The 23,401-nt window shown below is 64.8% G+C and carries 19 protein-coding genes; 8 read left to right on the plus strand and 11 right to left on the minus strand.

The features are described from left to right. Positions 1-455: 455 nt before the first annotated feature. The 4 genes from ACFW0H_RS28960 to gpmI all read right to left on the minus strand — a co-directional run bounded on the left by ACFW0H_RS28960 (position 456) and on the right by gpmI (position 5,776). Entirely contained in the window at positions 456-1,220 is a 765-nt protein-coding gene (locus ACFW0H_RS28960; RefSeq protein WP_422917286.1) for a divergent polysaccharide deacetylase family protein, read from the minus strand. 1 nt (position 1,221) lies between these two features. Further along, positions 1,222-2,535 carry a S41 family peptidase gene (locus ACFW0H_RS28965; protein WP_422917287.1) on the minus strand — a complete coding sequence of 438 codons (1,314 nt, stop codon included), beginning with the start codon at positions 2,533-2,535 and terminating at the stop codon, positions 1,222-1,224. Positions 2,536-2,829: 294 nt separating this feature from the next. Next, the gene (locus ACFW0H_RS28970; protein WP_422917288.1) at positions 2,830-4,095 is read right to left on the minus strand and encodes a murein hydrolase activator EnvC family protein; all 1,266 of its coding nucleotides are present in this window, start codon (positions 4,093-4,095) and stop codon (positions 2,830-2,832) included. Positions 4,096-4,240: 145 nt separating this feature from the next. Next, positions 4,241-5,776, minus strand: coding sequence for a 2,3-bisphosphoglycerate-independent phosphoglycerate mutase (gpmI, locus tag ACFW0H_RS28975; RefSeq protein WP_422917289.1), 1,536 nt, complete (start codon positions 5,774-5,776; stop codon positions 4,241-4,243). Between the two features lie 167 nt (positions 5,777-5,943). On the opposite strand from gpmI, the gene ACFW0H_RS28980 reads away from it, so the two are divergent. From ACFW0H_RS28980 to secB, 3 genes are read left to right on the plus strand one after another with little or no spacing between them, the layout of a single operon-like run. After that, positions 5,944-6,357 carry a rhodanese-like domain-containing protein gene (locus ACFW0H_RS28980; RefSeq protein ID WP_422917290.1) on the plus strand — a complete coding sequence of 138 codons (414 nt, stop codon included), beginning with the start codon at positions 5,944-5,946 and terminating at the stop codon, positions 6,355-6,357. Between the two features lies 1 nt (position 6,358). After that, complete coding sequence (gene grxC, locus ACFW0H_RS28985; RefSeq protein WP_422917291.1) at positions 6,359-6,634, plus strand: glutaredoxin 3; 276 nt, start codon at positions 6,359-6,361, stop codon at positions 6,632-6,634. 14 nt (positions 6,635-6,648) lie between these two features. Then, a complete protein-coding gene (gene secB, locus ACFW0H_RS28990) occupies positions 6,649-7,107 on the plus strand; it encodes a protein-export chaperone SecB (RefSeq protein WP_422917292.1) in 459 nt (152 codons plus the stop codon). A 212-nt stretch (positions 7,108-7,319) separates the two neighbouring features. On the opposite strand, the gene trmL is transcribed toward secB, so the two are convergent. After that, a complete protein-coding gene (gene trmL, locus ACFW0H_RS28995; RefSeq protein ID WP_422917293.1) occupies positions 7,320-7,781 on the minus strand; it encodes a tRNA (uridine(34)/cytosine(34)/5-carboxymethylaminomethyluridine(34)-2'-O)-methyltransferase TrmL in 462 nt (153 codons plus the stop codon). Between trmL and ACFW0H_RS29000 the strand changes: the two genes are divergently transcribed. Then, positions 7,780-8,220, plus strand: coding sequence for a hypothetical protein (locus tag ACFW0H_RS29000; RefSeq protein ID WP_422917294.1), 441 nt, complete (start codon positions 7,780-7,782; stop codon positions 8,218-8,220). The genes trmL and ACFW0H_RS29000 overlap by 2 nt on opposite strands. 708 nt (positions 8,221-8,928) lie before the next feature. On the opposite strand, the gene ACFW0H_RS29005 is transcribed toward ACFW0H_RS29000, so the two are convergent. The 5 genes from ACFW0H_RS29005 to ACFW0H_RS29025 form a co-directional block, all read right to left on the minus strand. Further along, positions 8,929-9,171, minus strand: coding sequence for a hypothetical protein (locus tag ACFW0H_RS29005; protein ID WP_422917295.1), 243 nt, complete (start codon positions 9,169-9,171; stop codon positions 8,929-8,931). Positions 9,172-9,387: 216 nt separating this feature from the next. Beyond that, on the minus strand, positions 9,388-10,824 hold the full coding sequence (ntrC, locus tag ACFW0H_RS29010) for a nitrogen regulation protein NR(I) (RefSeq protein ID WP_422917296.1): 1,437 nt from the start codon (positions 10,822-10,824) through the stop codon (positions 9,388-9,390). Continuing rightward, positions 10,821-11,906, minus strand: a complete 1,086-nt coding sequence (gene glnL, locus ACFW0H_RS29015) for a nitrogen regulation protein NR(II) (RefSeq protein WP_422917297.1) — start codon at positions 11,904-11,906, stop codon at positions 10,821-10,823. Before glnL ends, ntrC begins: the two co-directional genes overlap by 4 nt. A 295-nt stretch (positions 11,907-12,201) precedes the next feature. Further along, the gene (locus tag ACFW0H_RS29020; protein WP_422917298.1) at positions 12,202-12,822 is read right to left on the minus strand and encodes a DUF4124 domain-containing protein; all 621 of its coding nucleotides are present in this window, start codon (positions 12,820-12,822) and stop codon (positions 12,202-12,204) included. Between the two features lie 3 nt (positions 12,823-12,825). Continuing rightward, positions 12,826-13,383, minus strand: a complete 558-nt coding sequence (locus tag ACFW0H_RS29025) for a DUF4124 domain-containing protein (protein ID WP_422917299.1) — start codon at positions 13,381-13,383, stop codon at positions 12,826-12,828. Positions 13,384-13,814: 431 nt separating this feature from the next. Between ACFW0H_RS29025 and ACFW0H_RS29030 the strand changes: the two genes are divergently transcribed. Then, a complete protein-coding gene (locus ACFW0H_RS29030; protein ID WP_422917305.1) occupies positions 13,815-16,010 on the plus strand; it encodes a mechanosensitive ion channel family protein in 2,196 nt (731 codons plus the stop codon). Between the two features lie 198 nt (positions 16,011-16,208). Here the strand turns inward: ACFW0H_RS29030 and glnA are convergent, their stop codons facing one another. Beyond that, complete coding sequence (gene glnA / locus ACFW0H_RS29035) at positions 16,209-17,612, minus strand: glutamate--ammonia ligase (protein ID WP_422917300.1); 1,404 nt, start codon at positions 17,610-17,612, stop codon at positions 16,209-16,211. Positions 17,613-17,944: 332 nt separating this feature from the next. Here glnA and thiI point away from each other — a divergent pair, with 332 nt between their 5' ends. The 3 genes from thiI to ACFW0H_RS29050 all read left to right on the plus strand — a co-directional run bounded on the left by thiI (position 17,945) and on the right by ACFW0H_RS29050 (position 23,388). Then, on the plus strand, positions 17,945-19,399 hold the full coding sequence (gene thiI / locus ACFW0H_RS29040; RefSeq protein ID WP_422917301.1) for a tRNA uracil 4-sulfurtransferase ThiI: 1,455 nt from the start codon (positions 17,945-17,947) through the stop codon (positions 19,397-19,399). A gap of 129 nt (positions 19,400-19,528) precedes the next feature. Then, a complete protein-coding gene (gene typA, locus ACFW0H_RS29045) occupies positions 19,529-21,346 on the plus strand; it encodes a translational GTPase TypA (protein ID WP_422917302.1) in 1,818 nt (605 codons plus the stop codon). A gap of 380 nt (positions 21,347-21,726) precedes the next feature. Next, positions 21,727-23,388, plus strand: a complete 1,662-nt coding sequence (locus ACFW0H_RS29050; protein ID WP_422917306.1) for a ShlB/FhaC/HecB family hemolysin secretion/activation protein — start codon at positions 21,727-21,729, stop codon at positions 23,386-23,388. Positions 23,389-23,401 lie beyond the last annotated feature (13 nt).

The following is a 23,401-nucleotide window of genomic DNA, read 5'->3' on the forward strand; positions in this document are numbered from 1 at the left end:
CGCGCGTCATCTGTTGTAGGAGCGAATTCACTCGCGATGCTTTTTTGTAGGGGCGATTTCAATCGCCAAGGGCGGCGAAGCTGCCCCATGAGGGATTGCAGGGCAGACCTGCGGCCTGCTTGGCGAATGAATTCGCCCCTACAGGGCGCGCGTCATCTGTTGTAGGAGCGAATTCATTCGCGATGCTTTTTTGTAGGGGCGATTTCAATCGCCAAGGGCGGCGAAGCTGCCCCATGAGGGATTGCAGGGCAGACCTGCGGCCTGCTTGGCGAATGAATTCGCCCCTACAGGGCGCGCGTCATCTGTTGTGGGGGCGAATTCATTCGCGATGCTTTTTTGTAGGGGCGATTTCAATCGCCAAGGGCGGCGAAGCTGCCCCATGAGGGATTGCAGGGCAGACCTGCGGCCTGCTTGGCGAATGAATTCGCCCCTACAGGGTTTCACCGTCCGGCTTTCTAGCGGTATGTCCCCGCCTTGCCATGGGCCGCCATGGCCCGGTTGCCGCGCAGGGCGATCAGCATTTCCACATCGATCAGCTCGAAACCCCGCTCTTTCAGCCGCGGCAGCTCGCGTTCGAGTAGTTCCAGGGTGGCCGGGTGCGGGTGGCCGATCATCAGCGCCGATCCCTGCTGCCGTGCCAGTTTGAGCGCTTCGTCGAACTGCGCTGCCACCGCTGTCGGGCTCTGGTCGTCATCGAGGAAGATGTCCCGCGAGAGGCTGGCCAGCCCCGCCTTCTGTGCCTCGGCCGCGGCCACCGTGGCGGCGCTGGTGCGACTGTCGATGAAGAACCTGTGGTCCTGCTGCAGGCGCTGCATCAGCCAGGCCATGGCCGGGCGCTGGGCGGTCATCCGGCTGCCCATGTGGTTGTTCAGGCCGCGGGCATGGGGCACCTGGCGCAGGGCAGCGTCCAGGCGCTTCTCCAGCTCGCCGGTGGATAACTCCGGGTGCCAGGCATAGGGGCCGGTGGCAGGGTCCATCGGCAGGTGGAGCATCACCGTCTTGCCGGCGGCGTGAGCAGCTTCGGCCAGTTCACGGGAATGGGGCGTGTCGGGGAGGATGGACAGCGCCACCGGGCCGGGGAGGGCGAGAACGCGGCGGTCGCGGGCCGGGGTCTGGCCCAGGTCGTCGATCACCAGGGCCAGGCGCGCGGGCGGAGCGCCCCAGGCACCGGCTGCCGTCGCGCCCAACCACAGCGCCAGCAGCCAGGTGCCCCAGCGCATATCAGTTCTGGCGGGTGACGTTCAGGCCCTTCAGCAGGTTGAGGGCCTGGCTCAGCTGGAAGTCGTCATCCTGCGGTCGCGGCTGCTGCGCCTTGCCCTTGCCGCTGGGCTTGTCGGCGCCGCCGTTGCCGTTGCCCAGGTGGCCGGCGAGGTCGGCTTCCTTGAAGGAATCGCCGTCCTGCTCGCGGGTGACCTTGGCGCGCGTCACCTCGATGTCCGGGACAATGCCCTGGGCCTGGATCGAGCGGCCGTTGGGGGTGTAGTAGAGCGCGGTGGTCAGCTTCAGGGCGCGGTCGTTGTTCAGCGGCAGCACGGTCTGTACCGAGCCCTTGCCGAAGCTGTCGGTGCCCATCAGCACGCCGCGCTTGTGGTCCTGCAGGGCGCCGGCGACGATCTCCGCCGCCGAGGCGCTGCCGCCGTTGATCAGCACCACCAGCGGCACGCCCTCGCTGGCGTCGGCCGGGTCGGCGGAGAAGCGCAGTTCGGAGTTGGCGATGCGGCCCTTGGTGTAGACGATCAGGCCCTTCCTCAAGAAGTGGTCGGAGACTTCCACCGCCGCTTGCAGCACGCCGCCGGGGTTGTTGCGCAGGTCGAGGACCAGGCCGCTCAGGCGGCTGCCATTTTCCTTGCGCAACTTGGCCAGGGCCTTGCCGACTTCTTCGCCGGTGTTGACCTGGAACTGGGTGATGCGCAGATAGCCGTAGCCTTTCTCCAGCAACTGGCTCTTCACGCTCTTGACCTTGATCGCCGCGCGGGTCAGCTCCACGTCGAAGGGCTGGTCGCCATCGCGCACCAGGGTCAGGGTGATCTTGCTGCCGGCCTTGCCGCGCATCTTGTCCACGGCTTCCATCAGCGAGATGCCCTTGGTGGGCTGGCCGTCGATCTTCACGATCAGGTCGCCGGGCTGGATGCCGGCCTTGGACGCCGGGGTGTCGTCGATGGGGGAGACCACCTTGACGAAGCCGTCTTCGGCACCGACCTCGATGCCGAGGCCGCCGAATTCGCCGCTGGTGCTTTCCTGCAGCTCCTGGAAGTCTTCCGGCTCCAGGTAGGCCGAGTGCGGGTCGAGGTTGCTGAGCATGCCCTTGATGGCGTTCTCCAGCAGGGTCTTGTCATCCACCGGTTCGACATAGGCGGACTTGATGCGGTCGAGGACCTCGGCGAAGGTTCGCAGCTCGTCCAGCGGCAGCGGCGCCTTGCCATTCACCGCCGTGGCGGGAAGGTTTGCCGGCTCCTCTGCGGCCAGCAGCTGCGAGGCGCCGCCGAGCAGCGCCAGTGCCATGGCCAGGGAAGTGAGGCGGGACAGATGCGGCATGCGAACTAACTCCTGCGAGGGTCTGTTGACGTTTCGTTGCGAGCCGCGTTGCTGCGCCAAATGACGCCAGGCAAGGCGCAAGACGCCGGCAATGGCCGTCCCCTTGGCAAGTCTTGCAACACAGCATGGCGTCATTTGACGCGCAACCCGAAGGGCCGGGCCAGTTTTTGCGCGGTGCTGCGTTATTCGTCGCTCATTTGGAATAACCAAACCTCTCTCCTCATGCCTGGCCCCGCGCAAAAACTGGCTCCGGCGCGGCCGAAAGCGAAACATCAACAGACCCTACCGTGGCGCCTATCCTTGCGCGCGGCACCACTGTGCCGGGTCGGTGGGTCGGCCCTGCTGGCGTATGGCGAAGTACAGGGCGGGCGTATCCTGCCCGCCACTATTGCCGACGGTGGCGATGGATTCGCCTGCTTTCACAATATCGCCGGCATTTTTCAGTAGGCGCTGGTTGTGCCCATAGAGGCTCAGATAGCCGTTGCCATGGTCGAGAATGACCAGAAGCCCGGCGCCGCGCAACCAGTCGGCGAAGACCACGCGACCGCCGTGCACGGCGCGAACGGCACTGCCTTCGGCGGCGCCGATCAGCACGCCGTCCCATTTGGCGCGGGAATCGCCGCCACGGGCCGAGCCGAAGCTCGCCACCAGGCGGCCATCCACCGGCCAGGGCAGCTGGCCGCGGGACTTGGCGAAGGGGCCGCCGAAATTGCCGCCGGCGCTGGAGACCAGTGTACCGCTGCTTTTTCTGACAGGCGTGCTGGCCTGTTGTTCGCGCAGCTGGCGCTGCTGTTCGGCCAGGGCGCGCTTGCGCGCTTCCTCGGCTTCACGGGCTTCGCGCTCCTGGCGGGCGAGGGTCTCTTCGATGGTTTTCAGCACTTTGCCCAGTTCGGCCTGGTCCTGCTCGCGGGCCTTGAGCTTCTTGTCGCGGTCTTTGAAGTCCTGATTGAGCTTGGCCAGGGCCTGCTGGCGTTCCTGGCGCGCGGCGGCCAACTGCTCGCGGCGCCCGTCGAGCGCGGCTTTCTGCTCGTTGAGCTGGTTCTGCTGAGTGGTGATTTCCTGCTCGACATTGGCCAGCTGGCGCAGGGTCTCGTTGAAGGCGGCGAGCTGTTCCAGGCGAGCGTTGCTCAGGTATTCGTAGTAGGTGAGGGTACGGGCGAACTTCTCGGGGTGCTGCTGGTTGAGCAGCAGCTTGACGTACTCCTGCTGGCCGCTCTGGTAGGCGGCGCGAGCCTGGATGCCGATCAGGCGTTGCTGTTCAGCGCGTGCGTCCTGAAGTTTTTTTTTCTCCCCATCCAGACGCTGGACCTCATCCTCGCTCTTCTTGAGCTCCTGCTGCAGGTCCTTGACCTGCTGTTCCAGGGTGCCCATCTCGGTTTCGGTCTTCTTCAGGTCGGCCTGGACGCCGGATTTCTCCGCCTGCAGCTGTTGCAGGAGTTTTTTCAGTTCGGCGACATCCTTCGCGGCCTGATCCAGCTGCTGCTGGGTTTCGGCGCGCTGGTCGGCCATGACCGGGGTGATCAGGCTGGCGAGGATAACGAGGGCGAGGGTGCGAAACATGGGGCTTGGGGCACCGGGGGAGAGGTTCGGCCTAGTATGCCCGTCGCGCCGGGCAAAAAAAACGCCCGTAACCTGGGCTACGGGCGTTTCCTGATGACGCGTACGCAATTTTCGCGTTGGGCCGCCTGGTGGCGGCCCGTGGCGGTCACTGCAGCTCGACTATGGTCTTGCCGGTCATTTCCGCCGGCACCGGCAGGCCCATCAGGGTCAGCAGGGTCGGGGCCACGTCGGCCAGCACGCCGCCTTCGCGGATCTTCGCCGGGCGCTTGCCGACATAGATGAAGGGCACCGGCTCGCAGGTGTGGGCGGTGTGCGCCTGGCCGGTCATCTCGTCTTCCATCTGCTCGACGTTGCCGTGGTCGGCGGTGATCAGCGCCTCGCCACCCACCTTGTCCAGGGCTTCGACGATGCGGCCGACGCAGCTGTCCAGGCATTCCACGGCCTTCACCGCGGCTTCGAACACGCCGGTGTGGCCGACCATGTCGCCGTTGGCGTAGTTGACCACGATGACGTCGTAGCGCTGGTTTTCGATGGCGTCGACGATCTTGTCGGTCACCTCGGGGGCGCTCATTTCCGGCTGCAGGTCATAGGTGGCGACCTTGGGCGACGGGATGAGGATGCGCTCTTCGCCTTCGAAGGGCTCCTCGCGGCCGCCGGAGAAGAAGAAGGTCACGTGGGCGTACTTCTCGGTCTCGGCGATGCGCAGCTGGGTCTTGCCGTTCTTGGCCAGGTATTCGCCCAGCACGTTGTCCAGGGACTCCGGCTTGAAGGCGCTGGGAGCGGGGATGCTCGCCGCGTACTGGGTCAGCATCACGTAGTCGGCCAGCTTCAGCTCGCGCTGGCGGGCGAATTCCTTGAAGCCCGGCTCGACGAAGGCGCGCGACAGCTCGCGGGCGCGGTCGGCGCGGAAGTTCATGAAGATCACAGCGTCGCCGTCTTCCACCTTGACCGGCTCGCCGATGCAGGTGGCCTTGACGAATTCGTCGCTCTCGCCGCGCTCATAGGCAGCGGCCAGGCCTTCGACTGCGGAGGCGGCGGAGAACTCGCCCCGGCCTTCGGTGATCAGGTTGTAGGCGGCTTCGACGCGGTCCCAGCGGTTGTCGCGGTCCATGGCGTAGTAGCGGCCGATCAGGCTGGCGGTGCGGCCCTTGCCGAGGCGGGCGAAGGTCTCGTCCATCAGCTTGATGGAGGGCTCGGCGCTCTTGGGCGGGGTGTCGCGGCCGTCGAGGAAGGCGTGCAGGTAGAACTTCTCGGCGCCGCGCTGGGCGGCCAGTTCGGCCATGGCGACCAGGTGGTCCTGGTGGCTGTGCACGCCGCCCTCGGAGAGCAGGCCCATGAAGTGCACGGCCTTGCCGGCGGCCACGGCCTTGTCCACGGCTGCGGTGATTTCCGGGTTGGTGAAGAACTCGCCGTCGCGGATCGCCTTGGTCACGCGGGTGAAGTCCTGGTACACCACGCGGCCGGCGCCCAGGTTCATGTGGCCGACCTCCGAGTTGCCCATCTGGCCGTCCGGCAGGCCGACGTCCATGCCCGAGCCGGAGATCAGGCCGTGGGGCTGGGTGGCGCGCAGGCGATCGTAGACCGGGGTCTTTGCGGCATAAATGGCGTTGTACTCGGGGCTGTCACTGTGACCGAAACCGTCCAGGATGATCAGGACCAGGGGTTTGGGCGTGGCTGTCATAAAGTCCGACTCTTCTGCTGCAAAGGGTGGAAAGTAGCGGGCACGAGCCCCGGAAAAAGACGCGGCATTCTACGTTCTGGTTCCGTCGGCGTCACCGCCGGGCGGGGTTTGGCCGACCTGTGGGGCTGTGTATACTGGCCGGCATTTTACCGTCCCGGAAGCCGACGATGCTCGCTAAGCTGATTGAATTTGCCACTAACCACTATGTACTGAGTGGATCGTTCGTGGTGTTGCTGGCCCTGCTGCTCGCCCACGAACTGCGCCGTAGCGGCCGCGCCATCTCCACTCGCGAGCTGACCTCCATGGTCAACGGCGGCCAGGCAGTGGTGCTGGACGTGCGCGCCACCAAGGATTTCTCCGGCGGCCATATCGTCGACGCCCTCAATATTCCTTTCGAGAAGCTGTCCAGCCGCATTGCCGAGCTGGAGAAGCACAAGGACAAGGCCATCATCGTCGTCGACGCCATGGGCCAGCACGCCGGCGCGGTCTGCCACGACCTGAAGAAAGCCGGCTTCAATGCCATCAAGCTGTCCGGCGGCATCGGCAGCTGGCGTGGCGACAACCTGCCGCTGGTGAAGTGAGATGACCGGGATCGTCATCTATTCGAGCGCCTGGTGCCCCTACTGCATCCGTGCCAAGCATCTGCTGGACAGCAAGGGCGTCCGGTACGAAGAGATCAGCGTCGACGGCAACCCCGCGGTTCGCGCCGAGATGACCCGCAAGGCCGGGCGCACCTCGGTACCGCAAATCTGGATCGGCCAGACCCATGTGGGTGGCTGTGACGACCTGTACGCCCTGGAACGCGCCGGCAAGCTCGACGCCCTGCTCCAGGCTCGCCCGCAAACGGAAACGCACTAGAACAAGGTAGAGCCATGACTGAACAAGCAAACGAGCAACCGCAATTCTCCCTGCAGCGCATCTATGTGCGCGACCTGTCCTTCGAAGCGCCGAAGAGCCCGGAGATCTTCCGCCAGGAGTGGTCGCCGAGCGTCTCCCTGGACCTGAACACCCGCCAGAAGCAACTGGACGGCGATTTCCACGAAGTGGTGCTGACCCTGTCCGTGACCGTGAAGAACGGCGAGGAAACCGCTTTCATCGCCGAAGTGCAGCAGGCCGGCATCTTCCTGATCAAGGGCCTGGACGCGGCTTCCATGAGCCACACCCTGGGCGCCTTCTGCCCGAACATCCTGTTCCCCTACGCCCGTGAAACCCTGGACAGCCTGGTTGTCCGCGGTTCGTTCCCGGCGCTGATGCTCTCCCCGGTGAACTTCGACGCCCTGTACGCCCAGGAACTGGCGCGCATGCAGGCCAACGGCGAAGCCCAGGCCTGAGTCATCCGGCTACACGAGAAAGCGCCCTTCGGGGCGCTTTTTCTTTGTCCGGGAGATTGTTGGTTGGGGTCGGGCGAAACCTTGTAGGGGCGAATTCATTCGCCAAGGGTCGCGAAGCGGCCCCCGGATACCTCCAGGGGCAGACCTTCGGCCTGCTTGGCGAATGAATTCGCCCCTACAGGAAGATGTGCCCAGCCGAGGCGCTGCCAAGCTCACTCCAGGCTGAAATCATGCTGCCGCCAGGCTTCGTACACCGCCACCGCCACGGTGTTGGACAGGTTCAGGCTGCGGCAGTTGGGGCGCATCGGCAGGCGCAGGCGCTGCTCGGGAGGCAGGCTTTCCCGAACCTCCTGGGGCAGGCCGCGGCTTTCCGGGCCGAAGAGGAAGGCATCGCCCTTCTCGAAGGCCACCTCGTGGTAGAGCCGGGTGCCTTTGGTGGTGAAGGCGAACACCCGTGGCTGGCCCAGGGCTGCCAGGCAGCTTTCCAGGTCGCTGTAGCGCTTGAGGGTGGCGTATTCGTGATAATCCAGACCGGCGCGGCGCAAACGCTTGTCGTCCAGTTCGAATCCGAGCGGTTCGATCAGGTGAAGGTGGCAGCCAGAATTGGCGCACAGCCTGATAATGTTTCCAGTATTCGGCGGAATTTCCGGTTGAAACAGGATGACGTGAAACATGCGTGGCCCCGAGCCCGAAGACGGGCGGCATTCTACTCCCGTTGATGATCCGCGACCGAGCCTGTGGCCGCGCTTTTTGTTCTCCCTTGCCCTGTTCGGCCTGCTGGTGGGCATGATGATCGGCCGCCTCACGGCGCCGGAGCCGGTGCACCTGGAACGCATCGAGGTGCATGAGGGCGGCCTGGTGCTGTGGTTCGACCATGAACCGCAGGTGCGTGCCGAAGCGTTGGAGGGGGCTTATGCGCTGGTGCTGGGCGCCGATGGGCAGACGGCGCGCGGGCAACTGGCCCTGGACGCGGCGCCGGTGAGCTGGAAGGTGCTGCGCTCGAATGAGGGGGTGATGGTGCGCTTCGTGGCGGCGCGGCCCCTGCGGGGCGAGTGGCATGGCGCCGAGGTGGGAGGACGCTGGCGGCTGGATGTGAGCCTGAGCGCCGAATAAGAGCGGGGAGTCCCCGGCCTGCCTGTACCGAGGCCCCCGAAAGGGAGGTCGCCCGCTGCCGCTGGCGACGCTGTCCTGCAATGGGCCCTTGCGGACCCCGGCGGCTGGAAGCCAGCGCGCCTGTGGATAAAAGAGGGGATTCCCCGGCCTGCCTGTACCAAGGCCCCCTGAAGGGTGGTCGCCCGCTGCCGCTGGCGACGCTGTTCTGCGACGGGCCCTTGCGGACCCCGGCGGCTGGAAGCCAGCGCGCCTGTGGATAAAAGAGGGGATTCCCCGGCCTGCCTGTACCAAGGCCCCCTGAAACCTGGCCACCCTGGGGTGGCACTCTGTTGCATCCGGCCTTTTCGGGGCCGTGGCGGCTGGAGGTCAGCCTGCCTGTCATAAGAGAGGGGATTCCCTGGCCTGCCTGTACCAGGGCCCCCAAAACCGCTGTTGTCTGGTCTATTGCAGAGGGCGTGCCAGTTTCCGGATCACTGCCGCAAAAATTCCTGCGGATCAGCTGGAGGGCGCGTATTTACTGGCCTTGGTGAGTTCAAGCGATTGCCGGCGAGTGCTCTGGTAGGCGCTTTTCAGGGGGGCGGTGGCCTCAGGCAGAAGCACTTTTTTGAGGCAGGACGGCTAGCCAGGCACCAGGGATGGTCCTTTTCGATAGCCGGCTAATCTTTGCGCGGAACGAGAGTGCCCCGCCGAAGCGGGGCCGGGGCGGGATCAAAGGTCGACGGAGGGGAGGTAGGGCTCGGTGGATCGGCAGTCGCGGAACCTTTCCACCGAGAGCGACAGGCTCTTCGGCGCGCGGATACCGATTCGCGATCGGCCGCGCGCCATGGGGCCCACTACGATCTCGATGCCCGACGTGCGCAACGTCCGGACCAGGTCGGCATCGCTGTAGCCGTCGGTGGCTCTCAGCCGAAGTACATCTCCTTCCTTGCGAACACCAATATGTAACTGCATGGGGTTTTTCCTGTCTCTGATTCAGGTCCGCGCAGCATCCTGCCTGGCCCCGTTGCGGTCCATGGCGTCAGAGAAAACAGGAATTTTCGTACGGGCTTGTAGGAGGTAATGCGGGACGTATTGGCGACAAGTTGTCGGTGTGACGGGGAAATGGCCGGGATGGACTGGAACACTTGATTGGCGGGGCGTCATTGCGCCGCCCCGCCCGGGCCGGAATCAGCCCTCGTCGTTGTCATCCTCGTCGCTGCCGTCCACCTTCATGCCCAGCTCCTTGATCTTGCGGGTGAGGGTGTTGCGGCCCCAGCCCAGCAGCACGGCGGCATCGCGGCGGCGCCCGGCGGTGTGCTTGAGGGCGGTCTCGATCATGATCCGTTCGAAGGCCGGCACGGCGCTGTCCAGCAGTCCGGACTGACCACGCCCCAGGGACTGGTCGGCCCATTGGCGCAGCGCCTGCTCCCAGTTGGTCACCGGGGCGGCGTCCTGGGGCTGGGTGAGCAGCTCCGGCGGCAGGTCGTCGATGTGCACCTCGCGACCCGAGGCCATCACCGTGATCCAGCGGCAGGTGTTCTCCATCTGGCGCACGTTGCCCGGCCAGGGCAGGTTCTTCAGGTAGTCCTCGGTTTCGTTCTTCAGCAGCTTGGGTTCCACCGCCAGTTCCTGGGCGGCGCGGGCGAGGAAGTGCCGGGCCAGCGCCGGAATGTCTTCGCGGCGGTCGGCCAGGCGCGGGATATGGATGCGGATGACGTTGAGACGGTGGAACAGGTCTTCGCGGAACTTGCCCGCCTGCACCAGGTTTTCCAGGTTCTGGTGGGTGGCGGCGATGATGCGCACGTCCACCTTCACCGGGGTGTGGCCGCCGACCCGGTAGAACTCGCCATCGGCCAGCACCCGCAGCAGGCGGGTCTGGGTGTCGGCGGGCATGTCGCCGATCTCGTCGAGGAACAGGGTGCCGCCGTCGGCCTGTTCGAAGCGGCCACGGCGCTGGTTGGCGGCGCCGGTGAAGGCGCCTTTTTCATGGCCGAACAGCTCGGACTCCATCAGGTCCTTGGGGATCGCCGCCATGTTCAGCGCAATGAAGGGCGACGCGGCGCGCGGGCTGTGGCGGTGCAGGGCATGGGCCACCAGCTCCTTGCCGGTACCGGATTCGCCGTTGATCAGCACGGTGATGTTGGAGTGGCTGAGGCGGCCGATCGCGCGGAACACCTCCTGCATGGCCGGCGCTTCGCCGATGATCTCCGGGGTGCGCGTCTGGCTCGCCGGCGCCTCGAGGCCCTGCTGCTCCTGGGCGTGCTGGAAGGCGCGCTTGACCAGGGAAACGGCCTCGTCCACGTCGAAGGGCTTGGGCAGGTACTCGAAGGCGCCGCCCTGGTAGGAGGCCACCGCGCTGTCCAGGTCGGAATGGGCGGTCATGATGATCACCGGCAGGCGCGGGTGCAGCTCGCGGATCCGTGCCAGCAGGTCCAGGCCGCTGGCGCCGGGCATGCGGATGTCGGAGATGATCACGTCCGGTTGTTGCCGGGTAAGGCGCCCGAGCAGGCTGTCGGCGCTCTCGAAGCTCTGGGTGGTCATGCCTTCCTGTTGCAGGGCCTTTTCCAGGACCCAACGGATGGAACGGTCGTCGTCGACGATCCAGACGGTTTCACTACGGCTCATGACGAGGAAGCTCCTTGTTCCAGCGGCAGGAAGATCGAGAAGACGGTGTGGCCGGGATGGCTCTCGCACTCGATCAGGCCCTGATGCTGACTGATGATGTTCTGGGCGATGGCCAGCCCCAGTCCGGTACCGTCCGGACGACCGCTGACCATGGGGTAGAAGATGGTTTCCTGGAGCTCGGCCGGGATGCCCGGGCCGTTGTCGATGATCTCCACCTTGGTCACCAGGCGATGGCGGGTGTGGCCGATGGTGAACTGGCGCAGGGTGCGCGAGCGCAGGGTGATGCGACCCAGGCGCAATTCGTTCTGCCCGGCGATGGCTTGCATGGCGTTGCGCACGATGTTGAGCACCGCCTGGATCATCTGCTCCTTGTCGATGAACAGGTCCGGGATGCTCGGGTCGTAGTCGCGCACCAGATTGATGCCGCCCTGGCTCTCGGCCTCCACCAGACTGCAGACGCGCTCCAGCACTTCGTGGATGTTGGTCATCGCCAGCGACGGCAGCTTGTTCGAGCCGAGCATGCGGTCCACCAGGTTCCGCAGGCGGTCGGCCTCTTCGATGATGACGTTGGTGTAGTCCTTGAGGTGTTCTTCCGGCAGCTCGCGGGAGAGCAACTGGGCGGCGCCACGGATGCCGCCCAGGGGATTCTTGATCTCGTGGGCCAGGCCGCGGACCAGCAGCTTGGTGGTTTCCTGCTTGGACAGCTGGGCCTCTTCCTTGGTGATCCGCAGCAGGCGGTCGCGCGGGTGCACCTCCAGCAGCAACAGGGTCTCGCCGCGGTTGAGGATGGGCGTCACCGCATAGTCCACGGTCAGGGTCTGGCCGGAGAGCGAGGTCAGCATGGCCTCGCGTTTGGTGAAGGGGTGCGCCTGTTCCACCGCCTGGCGCAGCGAGGCCAGGGCCTCGGGCGATTCGGTGAACAGTTCGCTGATGAACTGACCATGGCTGCGCTGGCCACTGACGGCCAGGAGCATTTCCGCCGCCGGGTTCATGTACTCGAGGCGCAGGTCGGCGTTGAGCAGGATCACCGCGGTGGTCAGGTTGTCTAGCAGCAGTCGGTGCAGGGCGTCGTTTATGGTCATGGCTTCGGCGCTCGTGGCGATGAAAGTAAAATGCAAGAAGCAAACCAAAGCCCTGAAAAGGCGCGGGAAAACAGGGTTTCTGCTGGCGGGGGGCGCTTTTCAGAGCAGATCGTCCGGCACGGAACGAACCAAAATGGGGAGAGTATAGAAAGCGGTGCAGAGTGTTGCACCGAATTGGTGCGATTGGCGGTCGGTAGCTCCCGCACAACGCAGGATGGGTCGGGCGGCGTTCCGCGAGCGGAGCGATACCCATGCTGGGGGCGCTCCGCCGCCCGGTTTGTGCGGTCAGCCGATATCAGATGAACGGCACGAAAGGGATGTCTTTCTCTTCCCTGGGTTTGTCCTTCAGCGGGCATTCCGGGCGCACGCCGTAGTCGCGCTTCTTGCACGGGCGGGCCTGGCGCTTCTGCGCCAGGGAGGTGCGCATGATGTGCACGGGCTGGCTCGGGGTGCGCTCAACCATGCGGCCCTGGTCGTCGATGATTTCCACCGCCAGCTGGTGAGTGCCCCGGTCGAGGTTCTCCAGCGGGAAGACCGGGCTGCGGCCCGGCTCGCCCACGGGCTGTCCGTCCAGCAGCAGGCGGAAGCTGTGGTTGGTGCGTAATCCCGGCTCGCTGACGGCGCTGACGATCAGGTTGCCCTCCATATCGCGAATGGTGGCGTCGGGCTCGGGCACCAGAATGCGCAGCAGCTGGTAGCCCTCCTCGCGGGGGATCGGCTTGGCGTAGAGAGGCGGCGGCTGGATCGGCGCCGGTTTGTCCATCGCATTGGACGGCGCCAGTTCGAGGCGCTTGGCATTCCCTGCCTTCGGGCGGTCGGTGAAGACGCGGTTGCCCTCGTCGTCGATGTAGGTATAGACCTCGGCCAGCACGGGCTGGCCCAGGAAGAGCAGGGCGAGGAGCAGGAATCGGGTCATCGGTCAGTTGCTGGGGCGAGGTGTTGGAGCGGGTGGCGGCGGACGCAGCGCCGGGCTGCTGGTGTTGACCCGCTGGACGGTGAAGCTGATGGGGCTGCTGCTCTGCACCACTTTGGTGCCGACGAGCACATCCACCGCCAGGCTGTGCTCGCCGCGGTCGACGTTCACCACTTGCAGGCGCGGCACGTTGGCGGCCTGGCCGTAGGGTTGCCCGTCCAGGCGCAGGCGCAGGCTGTGGCCGGGGCGCAGGCGCGGCTCAAGGTGCACGCCGACGCTGAAGGTGCCGTTGTTGGCGCGCAGCGCGGCGTCATCGGGGAGGTCGGTCAGTTCCAGTACCTGGTAGGTGACGTCCTGCTCGGCCTGGCCCGGCTCTTCCGTCGGTTTCGCAGGCGGCTGTGCCTGGACGGCGTTGGTCGGCGGCAGCACCACCTGTTCGCTGGCGGTGCCGTCCGGTGGCTGGTTGGTGAACACCGTGTTGCCGTTGGCGTCGGTGTACTTGTAGATCTGTGCGGCGGCCGGTAGGGCCAGTGCCAGCAGCAGGCCGGCGAGCAGGGGACGCATGTCGCGATCTCCGTTCATGCAGTGCTGCTAAGCCTTGCACTGGCGGGATTGGCTGGCAAGGGCGGGATGGTCCGGGTGTGCGGCTGAGCAACAATGGCGCCGCTTGTGGGAGATTCCATTTCAATCGGGGCGTAGGGTGGAAGTCCCTTCAGGGATTTCCACATTCGGTGTCGTGTCCGGCCAAACGGCTGTTGTAGGAGCGAATTCATTCGCCAAAGGCTGCCAAGCAGCCCATGGTAGTTCCTGGGCAGGCCTGCGGCCTGCTTCGCGAATGAATTCGCTCCTACAGGATTGATCGATTCGACATGGACAAAGCCTCCCGATCATGCCGCAACCGCTGTAGGCGATTGCCCCGACTGGCAGCCCGAGCCGCCGTCTTTTGTATGATGCTGCGGTCCGTCTTGTTTTCAGGGAATGTCCCGCCCGTGCCGATGCTGCCCTTGCCTACCGCCCGCTTCATTGTCCCGCTGCTGCTCTGCCTGCTGCTCGGCCTGTTCTGCGCCCCGCAGAGCCAGGCGGCGCTGCCCAATCCGCTGATGGGCAGTTCTTCGGGGGGTGAGCAGATCAGCAGCGCCCAGCTCGAGCAGTCGCTCAACCAGGTGATCCAGACCCTGGAGAACGACCAGCAGCGCGCTGATCTGCTGAAGAAGCTGAAGCAGATGCGCGACGTTACCCAGCAGACCAAGGAGGAAGACAGCAGTGTGCTGGCGCTGATCGGCGATACCCTGGGCGGGTTGGAAAAGCGTTTCCAGGGCGAAAACAGCCCGCTGCGACTGTGGGAGCGGCAGTTCCAGCTGGCCCACGCCGAGCTGGAGGAGCGCATGCCGACCTGGCGCGAGCTTCCGGCGATCGTTTTCAATTTCTCCATCGTCATCCTGCTCTGGGCGTGCCTCGCCTCGGCGCTGCTCTGGCTGGGGCGGCGCATGCGCGAGCGCTTCGGACTGTCGGCGGAATTGCCACACAACCCCAAGACCCGCGACCTGGTGCTGTTCGCCCTGCGCAAGCTGGGACCCTGGCTGGTCGCCTTCCTGATCACCCTCTACCTCTCGGTCGCGTTGCCCAGCTCCCTGAGCAAGACCCTGGCGATGGTGATGGCCTACGTGCTGGTATCCGGCACGCTGTTCTCCGCGCTCTGCGTGATCTGCCTGTCGCTCCTGGGAGGACCGCACCGCCAGCGGGCGCTGGATATCCTGCGGCGCCAGGCCTTTCGCCCGCTCTGGCTGATCGGCAGCCTCGCGGCCCTGGGCGAGACGGCCCATGACCCGAGGCTGATCGCCGGCCTGGGCGAACACACCGCGGTCTGCCTGAGCACCCTGGCCAACGCCAGCGCGGCCCTGTTCACGGCGCTGTTCGTATTGCGCTTCCGCCGGCCCATCGCCCACCTGATCCGCAACCAACCGCTGGAGCTGCGCCTCAAGCGCCGCAGCCTGCACGACCTGGTGCAACTGGTCGGTTCCCTGTGGTTCGTGCCGGTGCTGCTGCTGGTGGGTACTTCGATGTTCGCCACCTTCGTCTCCGCCGGTGACAGCAACTCGGCCCTGCGCCGCGCGCTGCTATCGGCGGTGCTGGCGGTGGTGGCGATGACCGTGATCGGCCTGATTCGCCGCCGCTCCAGCCGCATCGGCGAGGGGCCACGACGCAGCGCGCCCTATGTCGAGCAGCTGCAGAGCTTCGGCTTCACCCTGGTGCACCTGTTCGTGGTGCTGTTCTTCGTCGAAGTGGGGCTGCGGGTCTGGGGCATGTCGCTGATCCGCTATGCCGAGGGCGATGGCGAGCAGATCAGCATCAAGGTGGTGAGCTTCGGCACCACCCTGCTGGCGGCGTGGCTGGTCTGGATCCTCACCGACACGGCGGTGCAGCACAGCCTGGGCGTCAGTGGCCGGAACCGGGGGAACACCCGCGCCCTGACCATGCTGCCGCTGATCCGCAACGTGCTGTTCGTCACCATCGCGGTGATCGCCCTGATCGTCGCCCTGGCCAACATGGGCATGAACGTCACGCCGCTGCTGGCCGGTGCAGGCGTGATCGGCCTGGCCATCGGCTTTGGCGCGCAATCGCTGGTGGCGGACCTGATCACCGGCCTGTTCATCATCATCGAGGACTCGCTGTCGATCGACGACTACGTGGACGTCGGCGGCCACCTGGGCACGGTGGAGGGCCTGACCATCCGTACCGTGCGCCTGCGCGACCTGGACGGCGTGGTGCACACCATCCCCTTCAGCGAGATCAAGAGCATCAAGAACTACTCGCGGCAGTTCGGCTACGCCATGTTCCGCTGGCCGGTGCCGGCGAGCATGCCGATCGACGACGCGCTGGCGCTGGTCCAGGAGGTGGCGAAGGAGTTGCGCAGCGATCCCTCCGTCTACCGTAGCCTGTGGTCACCCCTGGAAATGCAGGGTGTGGAGAGCTTCGACAATGGCCAGGCGATCCTGCGCTTCCGCTTCAAGACCGCGCCGATCAAACAGTGGGAAGTGCAGCGGGCGTTCAACCTGCGCCTGCGCCGGCGCCTCGACAAGTCCGGCATGGAGCTGGCCATGCCGCGCCTGAACGTGCAGCTGACCCGGGCGCGCACCTCCAGGTCCGAACCGCCGGAAGAGCAGGGCGTGCCGGCGGATGGGGGGATCTGACTGGGTCGCATTTCCCTTGTGGGGGCGAATTCATTCGCCAAGCAGACCGCAGGTCTGCCCGGGCGCCGCGGGGGGCTGCTGCGCAGCCCTTGGCGAATGAATTCGCCCCTACAGACGATGCCATTTCCCCCTTTCGGAAATAAAAAAGGCCTCCCGAGGGAGGCCTTAATGTTGACGCTGTTTATAGGTATTCGTGGATCAGACGCTGTAGTACAGGTCGTATTCCAGCGGGTGCACGAAGGTGCGCACCTTGATTTCTTCTTCGCTCTTCAGCTCGATGTAGGCATCGATGAAGTCGTCGCTGAACACGCCGCCCTTGGTCAGGAACGCGCGGCCCTTGTCCAGTTCTTCCAGCGCCTCTTTCAGGCTGCCGCAAACCTGCGGGATTTCCTTGGCCTCTTCCGGCGGCAGGTCATACAGGTTCTTGTCGGCGGCATCGCCAGGATGGATTTTGTTCTGGATACCATCCAGACCGGCCATCAGCAGGGCGGCGAAGCACAGGTAGGGGTTGGCAGCCGGGTCCGGGAAGCGCGCTTCAATACGGCGGGCTTTCGGGCTGTTCACGTACGGGATACGGATCGAGGCGGAACGGTTGCGGGCGGAGTAGGCCAGCATTACCGGGGCTTCGAAGCCGGGAACCAGACGCTTGTAGGAGTTGGTGGCCGGGTTGGTGAAGCCGTTCAGGGCCTTACCGTGCTTGATGATGCCGCCGATGAAGTACAGGGCGGTATCGGACAGACCGGCATAGCCTTCGCCAGCGAAGGTGTTCTTGCCATCCTTGGAGATGGACATGTGAACGTGCATGCCCGAGCCGTTGTCGCCGTACAGGGGCTTCGGCATGAAGGTCACGGTCTTGCCGTAGGCGTCGGCAACGTTGTGCACGCAGTACTTCAGGGTCTGAACTTCGTCAGCCTTGGCGACCAGGGTGTTGAAGCGCACACCGATCTCGTTCTGGCCGGCGGTAGCCACTTCGTGGTGGTGAACTTCCACGACCAGGCCCATTTCTTCCAGGGCGTTGCACATGGCGGTACGGATTTCGTGGTCGTGGTCGACCGGCGGTACCGGGAAGTAGCCGCCCTTCACGCCCGGACGGTGGCCCTTGTTGCCGCCTTCGATGTCGGCGTCGGTGTTCCAGGAAGCCTGCTCGGAGAAGATCTTGAACATGGAGCCGGAGATGTCGGACTTGAACTTCACTTCGTCGAAGATGAAGAATTCCGGCTCCGGGCCGACGAATACGGTGTCACCGATACCGGTGGTCTTCAGGTATTCCTCGGCGCGCTTGGCGATGGCGCGCGGGTCGCGGTCGTAGCCTTGCATGGTGCTCGGCTCGATGATGTCGCAAACCAGGATCAGGGTCGGCTCTTCGGTGAACGGGTCCAGCACGGCGGTGCTGTCGTCCGGCAGCAGGATCATGTCGGAGGCTTCAATGCCTTTCCAACCTTCGATGGAGGAACCGTCGAACATCTTGCCGTGTTCGAAGAAATCGTCATCGGCGTCACGGGCCGGCATGGTCACGTGCTGCTGCTTGCCTTTGGTATCGGTGAAGCGCAGATCAATCCACTTCACGTCGTGTTCTTTAATCAGTTGAAGCGACTTCGACATGTTGTCCTCCAGGTGGATGGGGGCAGGGAACCTTGCCTCCCAAAAATTCGGGGTTCAGCCGGAGCGGGATAGTCCGCCAGGGCAACCTGCCTCACAAGGGAGCAAATTGCGTGCCAGTGCCCCGGAATGGGCTGAGGGCCCAAAACTCGCGCCTGGCGGGGGCTTGGCTCCAATTGTGAGCAGTTTTGCGCACCGTTTTCGTGCCGGTCGTGGTGCGCGTGATCCATTTTGGTGCACTGCAAGCTTTGCTGAATGATTTTGGTCAAAGCTTGAACAATTTCCGCTATAATCCGCGCCCCTCTTTTTCGGTCGCCGGCGCAAGCGCTGTTTTCATGAAACTCATTGTCAAAGTCTTTCCGGAAATCACCATCAAGAGCCGGCCGGTGCGCAAGCATTTCATCCGTCAGCTCTCGAAGAACATCCGCGCGGTCCTCAAGGACCTCGACCCGGAGCTCGAGGTGACCGGCGTCTGGGACAACCTCGAGGTCGAGACCCGGCAGACCGAGCCGAAGCTTTTGCGCGAGATGATCGAGCGCCTGACCTGCACGCCCGGCATCACCCACTTCCTCGAGGTGCACGAGTACCCCCTGGGCGACTTCGACGATGTGCTGGAAAAGTGCAAGCTGCACTTCGCCGACCAGATCCCCGGCAAAATCTTCGCCGTGCGTTGCAAGCGCGCCGGCAAGCACAGCTTCACCTCGATGGAGCTGGAGCGCCATGTCGGCAGCCGCCTGCGCCAGGAGTGCAACGCGGCCGGCATTTCCCTGAACAAGCCGGAAGTCCTGGTGCGCATGGAAGTGCGCGACCAGCGCCTGTTCGTCATCCACCACCAGCACGACGGCATCGGCGGCTACCCGCTGGGTTCCCTGGAGCAGACCCTGGTGCTGATGTCCGGCGGCTTCGACTCCACTGTCGCCGCCTACCAGATGATGCGCCGTGGCCTGATGACCCACTTCTGCTTCTTCAACCTCGGTGGCCGTGCACACGAATTGGGCGTGATGGAAGTGGCCCACTACCTCTGGGAGAAGTTCGGCCGTTCCCAGCGCGTGCTGTTCATCAGCGTGCCCTTCGAGGAAGTGGTCGGCGAAATCCTCAGCAAGGTCGACAACAGCCAGATGGGCGTGGTGCTCAAGCGCATGATGCTGCGCGCCTCCACCCGCATGGCGCGCAAACTGACCCTGGATGCCCTGGTCACCGGCGAGGCGATCTCCCAGGTCTCCAGCCAGACCCTGCCCAACCTCTCGGTGATCGACTCGGCCACCGACATGCTGGTGCTGCGTCCGCTGATCGCCAGCCACAAGCAGGACATCATCGACACCGCGATGAAGATCGGCACCGCCGAGTTCGCCAAGCACATGCCCGAGTACTGCGGCGTGATCTCGGTGAACCCGACCACCCGCGCCAAGCTCGGCCGCATCGAGCATGAGGAAGAGCAGTTCGACATGGACATCCTCGAGCGCGCCCTGGAGCGCGCGCGCCTGGTGCCCATCGACCGGGTGATCGACGAGCTGGGCCAGGATGTGGCCGTGGAAGAAGTACGTGAAGCCCTGCCGGGACAGATCGTCCTCGACATCCGCCACCCCGACGCCCAGGAAGATGAACCCCTGGAGCTGCCCGGCATCGAAGTCCAGGCCCTGCCTTTCTATGCGGTCAACAACCGCTTCAAGGAACTGGACGCCAACCGTCAGTACCTCCTGTATTGCGACAAGGGCGTGATGAGCCGTCTGCATGCCCATCACCTGCTCAGCGAGGGGCATGCCAATGTGCGCGTTTATCGTCCGGCTTAAACAGCCCGGGCTGTATGGCGGCAGCATCCGCCATCGCCCTCCCGACCATCGGGCCGCTTGATACGTACTTCATTCATATGCGCGACCTAGACTGCGCGGCACACCGAATCCTCTGATCGAGATACAAACGTGATCGAAAAACTCCGCAATATCGCCATCATCGCCCACGTCGACCATGGCAAGACCACCCTGGTGGACAAGCTCCTGAAGCTGTCCGGCACCCTCGACCGCAAAGAAGCGGAAAGCGAGCGCGTGATGGACTCCAACGAGCAGGAAAAAGAGCGCGGCATCACCATCCTGGCGAAGAACACCGCCATCAAGTGGAACGGCTACAACATCAACATCGTCGACACCCCCGGCCACGCCGACTTCGGCGGTGAGGTGGAGCGCGTGATGTCCATGGTCGACTCCGTGCTGCTGGTGGTCGACGCCCAGGACGGCCCCATGCCGCAGACCCGCTTCGTGACCCAGAAGGCCTTCAAGGCCGGCCTGCGTCCGATTGTGGTGGTGAACAAGATCGACCGTCCGGGCGCGCGTCCTGACTGGGTCATCGACCAGATCTTCGACCTGTTCGACAACCTCGGCGCCACCGATGAGCAGCTCGACTTCCCGATCGTCTACGCCAGCGCCCTGAACGGCATCGCCGGCCTCGACCACGAGAAGATGGACGACAACATGGACGCCCTGTTCCAGGCCATCATCGACCACGTACCGGTACCGGACGTCGACGTCGACGGCCCGTTCCAGATGCAGATTTCCCAGCTGGACTACAACAGCTTCCTCGGCGTGATCGGCATCGGCCGTATCGCCCGTGGCCGCGTCAAGTCCAACACCCAGGTGGTCGCCGTGAGCGACGACGGTACCCGCCGCAACGGCCGTATCCTCAAGATCATGGGCCACTCCGGCCTGCAGCGCGTGGAAGTGGCCGAAGCCGAAGCCGGCGACATCGTCTGCGTATCCGGCATGGAAGAGCTGTTCATCTCCGACACCCTGTGCGACCCGCAGAACGTCGAAGCCCGTCCGCCGCTGACCGTCGACCAGCCGACCGTGAGCATGACCTTCCAGGTCAACGACTCGCCGTTCGCCGGTCGCGAAGGCAAGTTCGTCACCAGCCGCAACATCAAGGACCGTCTGGACAAGGAACTGCTGCACAACGTGGCTCTGCGCGTTGAGCCGGGCGAGTCCGCCGAGAAGTTCAAGGTCTCCGGCCGTGGTGAGCTGCACCTCTCCGTACTGATCGAAACCATGCGCCGCGAAGGCTTCGAGATGGCCGTAGGCCGTCCGGAAGTGGTGATCATCGAGAAGGATGGCGAGAAGCAGGAGCCCTACGAAAACGTCACCATCGACATCGAAGAGCAGCACCAGGGCTCTGTGATGGAGCAGATGGGCCTGCGCAAGGGCGATCTGACCAACATGATCCCCGACGGCAAGGGCCGTGTTCGCCTGGAGTACACCATCCCGGCGCGTGGCCTGATCGGCTTCCGTAACAACTTCCTGACCCTGACCTCGGGTACCGGCATCCTGACCTCGACCTTCAGCCACTACGGCCCGATCAAGGCCGGCGAAGTCAGCAACCGTCAGAACGGCGTACTGGTCTCCATGGCCACCGGCACCGCGCTGACCTACTCGCTGGAAACCCTGCAGAGCCGCGGCAAGCTGTTCCTCGCCCCGGGCGATGAGATCTACGAAGGCCAGCTGAGTGGCATCAACAGCCGTGACAACGACCTGGTGATCAACCCCACCAAGGGCAAGAAGCTCGACAACATGCGCGCTTCCGGCAAGGACGAAGTCATCGCCCTGGTTCCGCCGATCAAGTTCACCCTGGAACAGGCGCTGGAATTCATCGCCGACGACGAACTGGTGGAAGTGACGCCGAAGTCCATCCGCCTGCGCAAGAAAATGCTGAACGAGAACGACCGCAAGCGCTACGAGCGCAGCAAGGTGTAACTCGACACCGCAGTGAAAAAAGCCCCGCCGGAGCGATCCGGCGGGGCTTTTTCTTTGGTCCGCCGTCCGTAGGGTGCGCTGTGCGTACCGGGCCTTGCTTGCGGCTTCTGCGTAGGGTGGACAGCGTTCTTCTGACCACCACCGCGGGGGATCCACTTCGTAGATGTTCGCCTGTGCCAGGTGCCTTTCCGTAGGGTGGGCTTCAGCCCACCAAAGCCCTTCATACACCCGATCAGGAAATTTCCATCTGACTGTTCAGAGCGCACTGGCATACCTCCTTGCGCTCAGTTGCTTTCATTGGCCCCCGCTTTCGCACCAGGCCCAAAGCAATGGAATTGCCCCGCGCGCGTTCATTGAAACGCCATCTCCTCCCACTGCTCATGCTGACCCTGGGCATCGCGCAATGGGCTGGTGCCGACGTCTCTCCGGGTGACCGCGAGCTGATCCGTGAACGCCAGGAACGCATCCTCGACGAACAACGCCGGCGTCTCGACGAACTGCAGCAACTCCCTGGGAAAACCGCGCTGCCCGAGCCACCGGCGCCCGCCGACGAAGCCCAGTGTTTCCACATCCGCAGCATCCACCTGCAAGGTGCCGACCACATTCCCGCCCCGCGCCAGCGTGAACTGCTGGTCCCCTTCGAGGGGCGTTGCCTGGGCAGCGCCGGCCTCAACGAACTGCTCAAGGCGATTACCGGGTTCTATCTCGACAAGGGGTACGTCACCTCGCGTGCCTACCTGCCGCAGCAGGACCTCGCGGACGGCGAACTCGAGGTGATAGTGATCGAGGGGCGCCTGGAGGGGCTCGACAGCTCCTCCGTAGCCAGTGACCGCGAACTGGCCATGACCTTCCCCGGCCGCGTTGGCGATATGCTCGACCTTCGCGAGCTGGAACAACTGGTCGACCAGTTGAATCGCCTGCCGTCGCGCCCGGCCCAGCTGGAACTGGTGCCCGGCGAACAGGTCGGCGGCAGCCGCGTGCGCCTCCAGGGCGAAGCCGCCAAGCCCTGGCGCGTCGGCCTCAGCCGCGACAACGACGGCCAGCGCAGCACCGGCGAACAGCAATGGGGCGTCAGCCTCGACTGGGACAGCCCCCTGGGCCTCGCCGACCAGCTCAATCTGCGCGGCGGCGGCGATGCGGTCAGCGATCACTGGCGCCATTCGGCCAACCAGGGCTTCTCCTACAGCCTCCCCTACGGCTGGTGGAGCCTCGCCTACAGCTACAGCCAGAGCTACTACCGCACCCGTAACGACAGCGCCGGCTTCGACTTCGCCCTCGATGGCGAGAGCAAGAACCACCAGCTGCGCGCCGAGCGCGTGCTGCACCGCGACAGCGCCGGCAAGACCGCCGCCAGCTTCGGCCTGGCCCACCTGCGCACCCGCAACTACATCGAGGAAAGCCTGATCGAGGCCTCCACCCAGCGCCTGACCGAAGCCCAGTTCGGCTTCAACCACGGCCGCCGCTTCGGCTCGGCATTCGTCAACCTCGACCTCGGCTGGCAGCGCGGTATCGGTGCCCTGGACGCCCAGGGCACCGGGCACCCCCGGGGCAGCGAGCCCGTGGCCCGCTACAGCAAGTACAGCCTCACCCTCAGCTACCTGCAGCCTTTCCAGCTCTTGGGGGAGAACCTTAGCTTCGACAGCCTCACCTACGGCCAGTACAGCGAGGACCCACTGTTCAGCCCGCAGCGCATCAGTCTGGGTGGCCTCAGCTCGGTGCGGGGATTCAAGGACCAGTCCCTGGCCGGTGACAGCGGCGGTTACTGGCGCAACCAGCTGCGCTGGCGCCGTGCGGTCACCTGGGAGCCGCTGCGGCCCTGGCTGCAGGAGTACGGCGCGGCGCTGGCCTACGACCTCGGTGTGATCCACGGCAATGCCCATAACCCTGGCCAGAGCGGCCGCCTGAGCAGCCACGCGCTGGAACTCAGTACCCGAGGCCAGCACCTCGCCGCCGCGTTCACCTTCGCCCATTCCCTGGAACGGCCGGATGCCATCGAGCGCCGGGAACGGCCCATCTACTTCCGTTTCGACCTCTTCTTCTGAGTCGGCCAGGACA

It is taken from the genome of Metapseudomonas cellulosilytica (assembly GCF_049334135.1).
Classification (GTDB): domain Bacteria; phylum Pseudomonadota; class Gammaproteobacteria; order Pseudomonadales; family Pseudomonadaceae; genus Metapseudomonas.